Below are 12,125 nucleotides of genomic sequence, written 5' to 3'. Positions count from 1 at the left end.
ACCTAGCTTTAAATTTTCTAGTTATCTATCATAAAATCATAAAATTCGTTGTTATATCCTACGTTTCCTACTTTGCTGTATTGTATAAGAGCGGCTTTTATGTTATCGATTTGCTGATACATAAAGCCAAGGGCGGCTCTGTTTTCAACAGCGCTTGGATCATTTAGCTTTGTAAGCTCCAAAAGTGCGATCGCGTTTGTTATTTTATTCGCTCCAGTGGCAGCCACAGAGGCCAAAAAGAGCGTACCAGTGTCATTTATCTTAAACTCGTCTATGACCTCATTATAAAGTTTATAACTCTCATCAAAGTCGTTTGTAAAGATACCCACGTAGGCTAGAGTTTGGATCAAATTTATATTTTTTGGAGCCTCTTTTAGCTCGGCTCTTAGCTTATCGCGCTCCCTTGTTAGCAGGCCTGAGATCTGAAGTAGCTTGATGTATTGCTTTTTGATGATATCAGCGCCGTGGTAGAAGGCATTTGAGTCGAGATTTTTATCGATGAAGTAAATTTGTATCGCTTTTGCATACTCTTTGACGTTTTGATCTTTGTTTTTAGAGATGAAATTTAAGATATTTACGATGATGTCGTTTGGCAAGATTTTCATGAGCTCATCAGCCTTTTTTGACATTAGCTCATCGTTGTTTGAAATTTTAGCGATGATGATATCAAAGGCTAAATTTAGCGTCGTAGGCTCTTTTGGCTCTTCAAGCCACCTTATCATCGCGCTTTGGTTGCCGCTTATCAGGCTTAGAAGCGAGGCGTATAAATTTACAGGCTTTAGGCTCTTGTCGTTTTCTAAATTTTCACCGATCTCTTCAACTAGTTTTGGATTTAAATTTCTATTTATATCCATGCAGATAGCGCCAAAGATGCCAGAGAGATGGTTATTTACATCTTGATGATAGCTTGCTATAAAGTGCTTTGCTGCAAGGCTAAAATTCCCAAGCTGAGCGTAGCTAAGAGCTAGGTTATACTGCAAGATCGAGTGGTTTGGATAGGCTTTGGCAAGCTCTTCAAAGTCCTTGTTTGCCTCTTTTAAGTGGTAGTTAAGTGCCTTTGCGATGGCTTCGCTAAGTTTGGCATTGACCTTTGAGGCGGCGGCGCTTTGGCTAAGGTAGTCATTTGCCGCTGAGGTGTCATCTAAAAAGACGCTAACCCCACCTTTTCTTATCTGTTCGATGCTCTGTTTTGCGTCAAAAACCTTGTAAGGTGCGAAGTAAAATAGCGTCTCATAGCGTCTTGTTCTATCAAAAAACATATCGTCGCTAAAGTGCGCCTGAGCTAGGCTGACGTCAAAAAGGTCTGGCTTTAGGATGGTCTTTATCTTGTAAATTTTACTTGGCATCGAGGCGTTGTAGTCATAAACATCTTTGATAAATGCCGCCGCATCGCCATAATCGGCCGTTTTTAGATCGATTAACGCCTCAGTCATCTTGATGAGATCGATATTTGGCGTGTTTTTAGAAGCCTTTGTTAGATAGTCCCTTGCCTTGTCGTATTTGCCAAGTCTTGCGTAGAGCTGTGCTAGCGTAAAGTCAGCCTTAAACACCTTTTGCCCCTCAAGCTTAGCTATGGCTCTCTCATCATCGCCAAGAAGCGATAAAATTTTAGCGCTCAAGTAGGCATACTCGCCCTTATAGTCATCTGTGCTAGGGTGTGAGAGTGCTTGAAGCGCCTCGTAATAATTACCCTTGTAATAATTAACCAGCGCATAGTAGTAGCTGTAAAGTGGCGAGCTGTTTTCATACTGCAAAAAGGAGTCCGCAAGCCCTATGTAGTAGTTGAAATTTTTGGTGTTATTTAGCTCAAGTGAGCAAACAGCGGCGTTTATGGCGCTCACTGCTGTGTTTTCGCGATCAGTTATCGCTTTGTTAAACGAGATGATCGCCTCGTCGCATTTTTCTTGTTTCATCTGCGAAACGCCGAGGTTGTAGTTTGAAAGCGACTGGTTATAAACAGCTATATTTTCATAAATTTTTAACGCTTCAAATTTATTGCCACGCTCATAGAGCTGGTTAGCCTTGTTTATCATCTCATCGATCTTTGAAGCGCCAAAATTTTGCGTTTGGTAGTTGTTTTCTATATTTTTTACGATAGCTGTAGTATCTATCTCATCTTTTTTATCTTTTTTTAGCAAGACGATTAGCAAAACAACTATCAAGATGACAAGCACCAAAGCAGCTGCGCCGATGATGATAAAGAGCTTTTTCTTGCTCTTTTTTACTGGTATTGGCTCTGGGATGCTCTCATCTTGAAGCACGCCATCACTTGCTATGCTCTCAAGCGAGACGATCTCTTCAGGTGCCTCGGCTTTTGCCTCTTCAGACGCTTGCTCTGCTTGCTCGCCAGGTGGTTTTAGAACTACAACCTCGTCATCAGCCACTACATATACCTTTTAAGAACTTCTGGAATTTCGATAGTGCCATCAGCTTTTTGGTAGTTTTCCATTATCGCTATTAGCGTCCTGCCAACTGCCAGACTTGAGCCATTTAGGGTATTTACAAGCATATTTTTCTTGCCATCTTTAAAGCGAATTTTCGCGCGTCTTGCTTGAAAATCACGAGTATTAGAGATAGAGCTTATCTCGCGATATTTGCCCTGACCTGGTAGCCAAACCTCAAGATCGACCGTCTTTGCCGCGCTAAAGCCTAGATCGCCGCTACAAAGAAGCATGTGGCGGTGAGGCAAACCAAGGCTAGTTAGCAAGTCGCTCGCGCAAGATATCATCTCAGCAAGCACGCCCTCGCTTTGATCAGGTTTTGTGATGCTTACAAGCTCGACCTTTTCAAACTGGTGCTGGCGTATCATGCCCCTTGTGTCACGTCCTGCTGAGCCTGCCTCTTGGCGGAAGCATGCTGAGTAGCAAGTCATCTTTATAGGTAGCTGCTCGGCTTCTATGATCGTGTCGTTGTATAAATTTGTCACAGGCACTTCGCTAGTTGGGATGAGGTAGAGGTCCTCGTCGCGCACCTTGTAAAGATCCTCTTCAAATTTAGGCAGCTGACCGGTGCCAAAAAGTGTGTTTGAGCTTACTAGATAAGGGACATTTACAAGCTCAAAGCCACGCGAGCTGTTAAAGTCGATCATGTAATTAACAAGCGCTCTACTAAGCCTTGCTCCCATGCCACGAAGCACGGTAAAGCGCGATCCTGAGAGCTTTGCACCCCTTTCAAAGTCAAGCCAGCCAAGGCTCTCGCCTAGCTCCCAGTGCTCCTTTGGCGTAAAGTCAAATTTAGTTGGCTCAAGCACCGTTTTTATACAGACATTATCGTCCTCGTTCTTGCCAAATGGCACGTCATCGTCGGTGATATTTGGCACGCTAAATGAAATTTGCTCAAGCTTTTCTTCGTATTGTTTAACGATCTCATCAGCGTCAGCAAGGGCAGCTTTGTTTAAATTTAGCTCACTCTTAAGCTCACTTACGTCCTCACCAGCTCTTGCTTTTACGCCAAGGTCTTTACTCTTTGCATTTTGGATAGCTTGGAAATTTTCAAGTGCTTTGCGCTTTTGCTTTAGCTCGTTAAAAGTGTGCAAAAGCTCGTCTAGCAAGCTAGCTTTAACGTTTTTACCCTCTAGTTTTTTTACGAATTCATCGTAGTTTGTCTCAAGTAGTTTTAAATTTATCATTATTCTCTCCTTAAACCATAAACATAACTTTTGCAAGCAAGACGATCGCTACCGCAAGCGTAAGTGCGATAGGGTGGATATTGCCAAGCGGGCTAGGGCGCTTAAATATAAATTTGCAGCTTAAATTTACTATCACCGCAGCCACGATCACCATCGCTAAGCAAAATTTGATCATAAAAGCGATCTGTAAATTTGTCTCAAAGTAGCCTCCAGCCTTGCTGCCGACCCAGTTACTCATCATCATGCCACCAGTTAAAACTAAAAGTAGCACGCAAATAGGCATGATTTTAACAGCTACTGAGCCGATGGCTTGCTTAGCCTTTTGAGCAAGCTCTGGTGGCATCTTTTTGCTCGCCGCTCTTAAGATGATCACATCAAAAAATAGATAACCAACAAAAATGATCGCACAAAAAAGGTGAATTATCTGCGCGTATGGGTATAAATTTTGCATATTTTTCCTTATCTGTAAATTCCAACCGCTTCACGCACTTTTTTTATCGTTGTGTGAGCCACATTTTGAGCTTTTTGAGCGCCTAGATCTAAAATTTTAGCCACCTCGTCAGGATTGTTTTGATAGTATTCAAATTTCTCTCTTGCCTCTTTGAAATAGTCCCAAACAAGCTCGTTTAGATAGGCTTTAAAGTGCCCATGTCCCTCGCCACCACGCTCATATCTAGCTTGCAAGTCGCGCTGTCCGCTCTCGTCTAAGAAAAGTTTAGCGATATTATAGACGTTGCAGTTTTGCCACTGCTTTGGCTCTTCAAGCGGCGTGCCATCAGTCACGATGCTTGAAATTTGCTTTTTAAGCGTCTTGGCGTCTGCGAAGATATCGATCGTATTGCCGTAGCTTTTGCTCATCTTTTCGCCGTTTGTGCCAGGCACGGTAGCGACGTTTTCATCGATCTTTGCCTCAGGCAGAGTGAAAATTTCGCCATGTTCGTTGTTGAATTTGATCGCGATATCACGCGCGATCTCTACGTGCTGGATCTGGTCTTTGCCCACAGGCACGACCTGCGCGTTATAAAGCAAGATATCAGCCGCCATCAAAACTGGATAGCTAAAGAGTCCGTGGTGCGAGCTAAGGCCCTTTGCGACCTTGTCTTTGTAGCTGTGCGCGCGCTCAAGTAGCCCCATAGGCGTATGCTGGCTTAGCACCCAGTAAAGCTCAAGCACGTCTTTGACGTCGCTTTGCACCCAGAAAATGCTCTTGTTTGGGTCGATGCCAAGCGCCAAAAATGCACACGCAGCGTCAAAAGTGTTTTGCTTTAGCGCTTTGCCGTCGCTAAGGCTGGTCATCGCGTGGTAGTTTGCTATAAACATAAACATTTCATTTTGCTCTTGCATATCAACCATCTGCTTTATCGAGGCAAAATAGTTGCCAAGGTGTAGTTTGCCGGAGGGTTGGAGGCCGGTTAATACTCTCATCTTATCCTTTCAAATTTTGGCTTCGTTTTTTTGAGCGCCTTTAAATGAGTTTGTAAATTTTAATCATCGACAGGCTAAATGCCTAGTCTTGATTAAAATTTGACTGCACAACATTTGTCGCTTTAGCGTTGCGAACAAGTGAAGCAAAAATCATCTCAAAACACTTCGCCAAAATGCTTTTTTAAATTTTAACATCAGGGTAGATGTTTTTATCTAGTCTAATCTTAAAATTTAGCTTGCTAGCCTCACTTAAAAACAAAATTTCGCCTTGCCTAAACAAAAAATTCTTCGCCAAAACGTTTAAATTTTAACATCACGTTAGACTTTATGTGTCTAGCTTGATCTTAAAATTTGACTGCACAACATTTGTCGCTTTAACGCTCTATCAAAGTAAGGCAAATTCATCTCAAAACTTCGCCAAAATTTCTCACTACAAAACGTTAAATTTGGCTCAAACATCACAAATTCCAACACCACGCCAGACAGCCATCTAGCCTGATCTTGAAATTTATCGTTGCAAGCAGCCCTCGCCACTTTGCAACTAAACTTTTAAAAGTATCCTTATCTCTTTTACGATCTGCTTTGGGGTTTTGCTCTCCACTTCAACGATATAATCAGCCTTTTTCTCATAGAGCTTCTCTCGCTCCAGATGCAGTGCCTCAGCCTTTTTTAGGTCGCTTAAAAGTGGGCGTTTAGCGATCTTTTTCTCGCTATTTTTGCTATTTTTTAGCCTTTGCATGATCGCATCAAAGCTTGCTTTTAGATAGATCACGGTGCCTATTTTGTTTAAATTTTTAACCTTTGCAAAGCCCCCACCTGTCGAGATGATCGCATTTTTGACATTTGTGGCTAGAAATTTGGCAAGGTCTTTTTCAAGCTGCCTAAAATATTCTTCGCCAAATTCATCAAATATAGCCTTTATCTTCATATTTTGTGAGCTCTCTAGCAAGTCGTCGCAGTCAAGGTTCATCGTCTTTAGCGCCTTGCTTAGCGCCCTTGCGGTTGTGCCCTTGCCAACGCCCATAAACCCTATCAAAACGATATTATTGTTCTTTGTCTTCATCACTCTCTCCACGTTTTTTTGGGATTAGCACGATAGGCACGCCAGCTAGACTAAAGCTCTCTCTAAGCTTGTTTGTCAGGTAGCGCTTGTAGCTAAAGTGCAGGCATTTTGGGCGGTTCATGATGAGCGCTATCATGATAGGTGCGGTTTTAAACTGCACTGCGTAGTAAATTTTCACGACCCTGCCTTTATCTCGTGGTAGTGGGTGCGCTTTGGTCGCTTCGCCGATCACTTCATTTAGCTTTGAAGTTTGAATTTTTTGGGTGTAGTTTTTGTAAATTTCAACTATGAGAGGGTAAATTTTATGCACTCTTTTGCCGCCAAGTGCCGAAACGCTGATGATCGGCGCGTAAGAGAGAAATTTAAACCTATCTTTTATCTCCTTGCAAAGCTCGTCAAATTCTTCGCTGCTTTTGTCCCATTTGTTTAGCACGATGATGACGCCAAGCTCAAATTTCGAGGCGATGCCAGCTATGCGCTCATCAAGCTCGGTTAGTGGCTCAGAGCTATCAAGTACAAGTAGCGCCACGTCTGTCTCTTCTAAAATTTTCTCAGTTCTATTTAGCGCGTATCTCTCGATACCCTCGATCTTGCCGCGCTTTCTGATGCCAGCAGTATCGACAAACTCAAAAACTCTGCCATCATGCTCGTAAATTTCATTGACCGGGTCGATCGTAGTGCCTGCGACATCGCTAACAACGGCGCGGCTCTCTTTTACAAGGGCATTTAGTAGTGAGCTTTTGCCGACATTTACGCGGCCTATGATGCCAACTCTTATATTTTTGTTCTCATAGTCTATCTCGTCGCTTAGCTCGCCCTCGTCGTTATAGTTTTCTAAAAAATCATCAAAATCATCGCTCGTATCGGCCTTTATCTGCACTTTCGCTTCTAAGTGCTTTGCTAGCCACATGCTAAGCTCATCGACGCCAGTGTTGTGGCTTACTGAAATTCCAAATGAGTTTTTTGCACCAAAACTTACAAATTCCCACTCTCTTTGCTCGTCTTTTTTGCTGTCGATTTTGTTGATGACTAGAGCGATTGGTAAATTTAGCTTGCTAAGCTCGTAAAAAATGGCTCTATCCTCATCATCTGGCATCATTTTGCCATCGACCATGTAGAGGATAACGTCTGAGTTTTTAGCCTCTGCCAAGGTCTTTGCTTTTACGTTTTTAAAAAGCTCGCTGCTATCATCAAGCCCGCCGCTGTCGATTAATATACACTCTTTGCCCTCAACTTCGATCTTAGCTTTGTTTGTATCTCTTGTAGTGCCGCTAACATCGCTTGTTATGGCGATACGACGACCAGCTAAGCGGTTAAAAAGTGAGCTTTTGCCGACATTTGGCTTGCCTACTAATATTACTTTTTGCAAATTTTGTCCTTTTTATGATGGCTGATTATACAAATTTTTCTCTTATATAAAGTATAAAATTACGCTTAAAAGCGCCGAAATAAAAGAAAAAATCAACCAAAATTTAAGCCATTTTTCATTAAAATGACTACTTTAAATTTAGAGGTTTTGCGATGTTAAAAAGGTTTTATATTTCACATCTTGGCATTTTTTATATGCTCTTTGCTTGCTTTATGTTTGCCGTGACTGGCGCATTTGCAAAGTATCTGAGCAAAGATATGCCTTCTATCGAAGTTGTTTTTTTTAGAAATTTGATCGGACTTTTCATCGTCATCTACGCCATCTATAAATTTCCATTTAAACAAACTGGCGGGCACTTTTTCTTGCTGATGTTTCGCGGTTTTGTGGGCACGGTGGCGCTTTTTGCTTTTTTTTATAACGTCGCACACGTAAATTTAGCCACAGCCTTTACATTTCAAAAGACAAATCCAATCTTCACAGCCATTCTCGCAGCTATCGTGTTTAAGGAGCGGTTAAGCTCGCTTGGCTGGTTTGCTGTCTTTTTGGGATTTGGCGGAATTTTGCTTGTTATCCAGCCAAATTTAGGTATCAATAAAACCGATATCATCGGCATTTGGAGCGGCCTTGGAGCGGCTATTGCCTACACGAGTGTCAAGGAGTTAAACAAGAGCTACGGCACAAATATCATCGTGCTAAGCTTCATGCTTTGGGGCTCGTTTTTGCCGCTTATTTGCATGGGGATGGCTGAGTTTTTTACTTATGAGCCTCTGGATTTTTTATTTTCTAAATTTGCTATGCCAAGCTGGCACAACGTCGTTTTTATCTTGCTAATGGGGCTTAGTGGCTACTATTTTCAGGCGTTTATGACAAAGGCATTTGCGGTTGGCAAAAAGGCTGGCGTGATCGCTGCGGTTAGCTACGCTGACGTCATTTTTACGCTTATAATTGGCTATTTTATGGGCGATGCGTTGCCAAATAACCTAGCACTCGCAGGTATCGTGCTTGTTGTGGTGAGTGGAATTTTAGTTGTTAAAGAAAAATAAAAAATGGGGTAATGCTATGAAAATAGAAATTGGAGAGTCTTTATTTTATTCTTGGCTTCGCCACGTAAAAGAGTGCCAAATAGTGCAAACCAACTGGAAAATTTCTCCAAAATGGGAGATAAAATTTTCAGACGAGTTAGAAAATATAATGTTAAAAACAGATGAGTTTTTTTCTAACAAATACGGATATAAAATTTATAAACAAAATACCTCATTAAATCAACTTTTGCAACAAGCAGAGTGTGATGCACTTGGCGTTTGTATGAGTGATGGAGTTAGTGAAATTTATGCAGTTGATGTTGCTTTTCATGAGTCTGGACTAAATTATGGTGGACTTGATGAAACGGTGGCGAGAGTTGTAAAAAAATGTGTAAGAACAGCTATGTGTATTTATGGATATTTTGGTGTTAAAAAAGCCAATATTATTTTTGCATCTCCAAAAATAAACAAACAAATTTTATATTCCTTGCAACCTTGCTTTATTGATATAAATGAGATGATGCTTAAAATGGGATTGGAATTTGATTTTAGAATAATTGCTAATGATGACTTTTTAAATTCTGTCTTAAAACCTATTTTGGAAGTAAGTGGCAACATAGCCGACACAGCAGAGCTTTTTATGCGCTCTTATCAGATGCTAACTTTATTTGATAAAAAAGAGCCAAAAAGTATTGAAAAAATCGAAAAAGAGAAGCGAAAAATAGTCTCAAATGCTTATCAATTTTCTAAAGAATATATTGACAACAAAAACAATCAAGATGAATACGCAGAGCTAAAAGTCGGACAAATAGCGCGTATCATAATGAGAGAAATTTTAGAAAGTGGTAGAGTGGGTGCGGATGAGATAAGCAGGCTACAAAGTGAAAAATATAGCAAAGATTATCTCGGGCTAAACTATGCTGCATTAGTTAAGGCAGATAGTGAATATGAAAAAGTTCGCTACTATGCGGTCCCAATACTAATAAATGGCATATACTATAAACTTTGTTCTCAATGGTTTGAAGTGCCTGCAAACGATGATAGACCGCTTTTGATAGATTGGATTAGAAAATTTAGAGAAAAATAAAGGAGAAAAGATGATCTTAATCGCTGGACCTTGCGTGATAGAGAGCAAGGAGCTTGTTTTTGAAGTAGCAAAAAGGCTAGTTAAATTTAATGAAAATCCAAAGCTTGATTTTTACTTTAAGTCTAGCTTTGACAAGGCAAATCGCACGAGTATTAGCTCATTTCGTGGTCCTGGGCTAGAAAAGGGTTGTGAAATTTTGGCTGAAGTAAAAAAAGAATTTGGCTTTAAAATTTTAACCGATATCCACGAGAGCTATCAAGCTCAGCCAGTTGGCGAAGTGGCTGATGTGCTGCAAATTCCTGCGTTTTTGTGCCGTCAGACTGATTTGCTCGTGGCAGCTGCAAAGACAAAAGCGGTCGTAAATATAAAAAAAGGGCAGTTTTTAGCGGCTTCAGCGATGAAACACTCTGTTAAAAAAGTGCTTGAAACAAGAGGAGTTAGCGGCGATGGATACGAGGTCGCAAACGCAAATGGCGTCTGGCTAACGGAGCGTGGAAGCACATTTGGATATGGAAATTTAGTCGTTGATATGAGAAATTTAGTGATGATGAGAGAATTTGCGCCAGTCATTTTTGACGCGACCCACAGCGTGCAGATGCCAAGTGCACTTGGCGAAAAAAGCGGCGGTGACGCTAGGTTTGTGCCTTATCTTGCAAGAGCAGCGGCTAGCGTTGGTGTGGATGGATTTTTCTATGAGACGCACATAAACCCTTGCGAAGCGCTTTGCGACGGACCAAATATGCTAAATTTAGACGAGCTTGAAAAGGTCGTAAATGACACGCTAAAGATAGAGGAAATTTTAAATTTTTAAACTAAAGAGAGAGGGGTGAAAAGGATTTTAGCGCTACTTTTGGGAGTGTTATTTTTAGTAGGTTGTGGCTCATCTCAGCCAAAGGTGCCACTTGCTGGCAAGTATAAATTTGAGGGCATTAGCTATACTCATGTGCAGCGCCACGAGCCGACAAAATTTTTCTATCAAAGCCCAAAAATGATCGAGAAAAAGTATAACAAGCAAATCACTGAGGCGCTTACAAAAGAAAATTTGCTCGATCCTAACTCAAGCGACGAGCTAAAGATAAAGATAACTCACCGCAGGGAATTTATGGGCGAAGCGACATTTGCTAAAAGCGACAGGATGGGCAATATCTACCTTACTTACGAGGTAGAAGTCGTTAGAAATGGCGAAGTTTTGAGGCATTATAGCTCTAGCGAGCTAAGATTTAACCCTGGAGTCTTTAGAAATTTAAAGGGGCTAGTTGGACAAAATAACGATGATAGCTTTGAAAATAAGGCAATTAGTGCAAATGTAAAAGAGATCGTTAGTACCATAAAAGGCATGAAGTAAATTTATGTCAAATAGAGGCTTTTTATGGATATTTCTGGGTGCGGTGGCTGAGTGTGGCTGGGCGTATGGGCTAAAGCACGCGTCAAATTTAGGCGAGTTTTTACTAACAACCGCGCTTGTGAGCATAAGTTTTGTCTCATTTATGAAAGCTTTAAAGTATCTACCTGTAAGCATCTCTTATGCTGTATTTGTGGGCTTTGGGACGGCTTTTATCGTCATAGCTGAGATCGTTAGCGACTACGTAGCAAGCGGGATCATGCCAAATTTCATTAGGCTATTTTTCATAGCGACGCTCATTTTAGGCGTGCTTGGGCTAAAAGGCATAAAAGAATGATTCACTTTTTAGCGCTTTTACTAGCTGGATGTTGCGAGGTCTCTGGCGTCTTTTTTATCACGAAATTTTCAAAAAGCACAGGCGTAAAAAAGTGGGCAAATTTCATCCTTTTGCTCGGAAATTTCGCCCTTTCTCTAACGCTACTTAGCTATGCGATGCAAACTATCGCTATGTCGGTGGCGTATGCGATCTGGACAGGCATCGGAGCGATCGGAGCAGTCGTAGTTGGCGTAGTTTTTGAAGGTGAAAAGATAAATTTTAAAAAAGCCTTGTTTTTAGCGCTCATCATCTTTAGCGTCATCATGCTAAAGATAGTTTGACGAAGGGTCTATTTTTAAACAAGCTTTTGCTAAACTTGCATAAAAAATAAAGGAGAAAAAGATGAAAATAATCGAGGGAAATTTAGCCCTAAAAGGCAACGAAAAGATAGCGATCATAAACGCAAGGTTTAACCACATCATCACAGACCGCTTGGTAGAGGGCGCAAAAGACGCATTTTTACGCCACGGCGGAGACGAGAAAAATTTAACTTTAGTGCTAGTCCCTGGCGCATTTGAGATACCTATGGCGCTTGAAAAGGTGCTTGCAAGCGGTAAATTTGACGCGGTTTGCTGTGTGGGAGCGGTGATAAGAGGCTCAACGCCACACTTTGACTACGTAAGCGCAGAGACCACCAAAGGCATCGCAAACGTGACGCTAAAATACGCAAAACCAGTCACATTTGGCGTGCTAACGGTAGATAACATCGAGCAAGCGATCGAGCGTGCTGGCAGCAAGGCTGGAAACAAGGGCTTTGAAGCGATGACTGGCGTTATAGAGATGCTAAATTTATACAAAAAGCTAGGAGAGTAA

The 12,125-nt window shown here is 41.4% G+C and carries 14 protein-coding genes; 8 read left to right on the top strand and 6 right to left on the bottom strand.

Translation table 11 applies throughout. The features are described 5' to 3' along the window. Positions 1-17 precede the first annotated feature (17 nt). From HMPREF1019_RS06395 to trpS, 4 genes are read right to left on the bottom strand one after another with little or no spacing between them, the layout of a single operon-like run. Positions 18-2,384, bottom strand: coding sequence for a tetratricopeptide repeat protein (locus HMPREF1019_RS06395; RefSeq protein WP_009294893.1), 2,367 nt, complete (start codon positions 2,382-2,384; stop codon positions 18-20). Continuing rightward, positions 2,384-3,628 carry a serine--tRNA ligase gene (gene serS, locus HMPREF1019_RS06390; RefSeq protein ID WP_009294892.1) on the bottom strand — a complete coding sequence of 415 codons (1,245 nt, stop codon included), beginning with the start codon at positions 3,626-3,628 and terminating at the stop codon, positions 2,384-2,386. Before serS ends, HMPREF1019_RS06395 begins: the two co-directional genes overlap by 1 nt. Positions 3,629-3,638: 10 nt before the next feature. After that, positions 3,639-4,079: a hypothetical protein gene (locus HMPREF1019_RS06385; protein ID WP_009294891.1), complete on the bottom strand. Its 441-nt coding sequence runs from the start codon at positions 4,077-4,079 to the stop codon at positions 3,639-3,641. 8 nt (positions 4,080-4,087) lie between these two features. Continuing rightward, on the bottom strand, positions 4,088-5,053 hold the full coding sequence (trpS, locus tag HMPREF1019_RS06380; protein WP_009294890.1) for a tryptophan--tRNA ligase: 966 nt from the start codon (positions 5,051-5,053) through the stop codon (positions 4,088-4,090). Positions 5,054-5,391: 338 nt separating this feature from the next. Here trpS and HMPREF1019_RS09985 point away from each other — a divergent pair, with 338 nt between their 5' ends. Next, entirely contained in the window at positions 5,392-5,547 is a 156-nt protein-coding gene (locus HMPREF1019_RS09985; RefSeq protein WP_156786509.1) for a hypothetical protein, read from the top strand. 47 nt (positions 5,548-5,594) lie between these two features. Here the strand turns inward: HMPREF1019_RS09985 and HMPREF1019_RS06375 are convergent, their stop codons facing one another. Next, positions 5,595-6,116: a shikimate kinase gene (locus HMPREF1019_RS06375; protein ID WP_009294889.1), complete on the bottom strand. Its 522-nt coding sequence runs from the start codon at positions 6,114-6,116 to the stop codon at positions 5,595-5,597. Next, complete coding sequence (gene der / locus HMPREF1019_RS06370; RefSeq protein WP_009294888.1) at positions 6,097-7,485, bottom strand: ribosome biogenesis GTPase Der; 1,389 nt, start codon at positions 7,483-7,485, stop codon at positions 6,097-6,099. Before der ends, HMPREF1019_RS06375 begins: the two co-directional genes overlap by 20 nt. Before the next feature lie 152 nt (positions 7,486-7,637). Here der and HMPREF1019_RS06365 point away from each other — a divergent pair, with 152 nt between their 5' ends. From HMPREF1019_RS06365 to ribH, 7 genes are all read left to right on the top strand, one after another. Then, positions 7,638-8,528, top strand: coding sequence for a DMT family transporter (locus HMPREF1019_RS06365; protein ID WP_009294887.1), 891 nt, complete (start codon positions 7,638-7,640; stop codon positions 8,526-8,528). Beyond that, positions 8,512-9,594 (top strand): hypothetical protein, encoded by a 1,083-nt coding sequence (locus tag HMPREF1019_RS06360; RefSeq protein WP_009294886.1) that lies wholly within the window; start codon positions 8,512-8,514, stop codon positions 9,592-9,594. The genes HMPREF1019_RS06365 and HMPREF1019_RS06360 overlap by 17 nt, the downstream gene beginning before the upstream one ends. Before the next feature lie 10 nt (positions 9,595-9,604). Beyond that, on the top strand, positions 9,605-10,405 hold the full coding sequence (gene kdsA / locus HMPREF1019_RS06355; protein ID WP_009294885.1) for a 3-deoxy-8-phosphooctulonate synthase: 801 nt from the start codon (positions 9,605-9,607) through the stop codon (positions 10,403-10,405). A 15-nt stretch (positions 10,406-10,420) separates the two neighbouring features. Continuing rightward, positions 10,421-10,939: a hypothetical protein gene (locus HMPREF1019_RS06350; protein ID WP_009294884.1), complete on the top strand. Its 519-nt coding sequence runs from the start codon at positions 10,421-10,423 to the stop codon at positions 10,937-10,939. A gap of 4 nt (positions 10,940-10,943) precedes the next feature. Further along, positions 10,944-11,273 carry a DMT family transporter gene (locus HMPREF1019_RS06345; RefSeq protein WP_009294883.1) on the top strand — a complete coding sequence of 110 codons (330 nt, stop codon included), beginning with the start codon at positions 10,944-10,946 and terminating at the stop codon, positions 11,271-11,273. Then, positions 11,270-11,593 carry a DMT family transporter gene (locus HMPREF1019_RS06340; RefSeq protein WP_004317710.1) on the top strand — a complete coding sequence of 108 codons (324 nt, stop codon included), beginning with the start codon at positions 11,270-11,272 and terminating at the stop codon, positions 11,591-11,593. Before HMPREF1019_RS06345 ends, HMPREF1019_RS06340 begins: the two co-directional genes overlap by 4 nt. A gap of 61 nt (positions 11,594-11,654) precedes the next feature. Continuing rightward, positions 11,655-12,125 (top strand): 6,7-dimethyl-8-ribityllumazine synthase, encoded by a 471-nt coding sequence (gene ribH, locus HMPREF1019_RS06335; protein WP_004317743.1) that lies wholly within the window; start codon positions 11,655-11,657, stop codon positions 12,123-12,125.

Origin of the sequence: Campylobacter sp. 10_1_50, from assembly GCF_000238755.1 — a bacterium.
GTDB classification, from domain to species: Bacteria; Campylobacterota; Campylobacteria; order Campylobacterales; family Campylobacteraceae; genus Campylobacter_A; species Campylobacter_A concisus_R.
This window is presented reverse-complemented; position numbering and strand designations above follow the sequence as displayed.

Bases quoted from the DNA above. Each gene is read 5' to 3' on its own strand.
- HMPREF1019_RS06345 (WP_009294883.1), top strand. From the start codon at position 10,944: ATGTCAAATAGAGGCTTTTTATGGATATTTCTGGGTGCGGTGGCTGAG.
- serS (WP_009294892.1), bottom strand. From the start codon at position 3,628: ATGATAAATTTAAAACTACTTGAGACAAACTACGATGAATTCGTAAAA.
- HMPREF1019_RS06340 (WP_004317710.1), top strand. From the start codon at position 11,270: ATGATTCACTTTTTAGCGCTTTTACTAGCTGGATGTTGCGAGGTCTCT.
- kdsA (WP_009294885.1), top strand. From the start codon at position 9,605: ATGATCTTAATCGCTGGACCTTGCGTGATAGAGAGCAAGGAGCTTGTT.
- trpS (WP_009294890.1), bottom strand. From the start codon at position 5,053: ATGAGAGTATTAACCGGCCTCCAACCCTCCGGCAAACTACACCTTGGC.
- ribH (WP_004317743.1), top strand. From the start codon at position 11,655: ATGAAAATAATCGAGGGAAATTTAGCCCTAAAAGGCAACGAAAAGATA.
- HMPREF1019_RS06365 (WP_009294887.1), top strand. From the start codon at position 7,638: ATGTTAAAAAGGTTTTATATTTCACATCTTGGCATTTTTTATATGCTC.
- HMPREF1019_RS06375 (WP_009294889.1), bottom strand. From the start codon at position 6,116: ATGAAGACAAAGAACAATAATATCGTTTTGATAGGGTTTATGGGCGTT.
- HMPREF1019_RS06385 (WP_009294891.1), bottom strand. From the start codon at position 4,079: ATGCAAAATTTATACCCATACGCGCAGATAATTCACCTTTTTTGTGCG.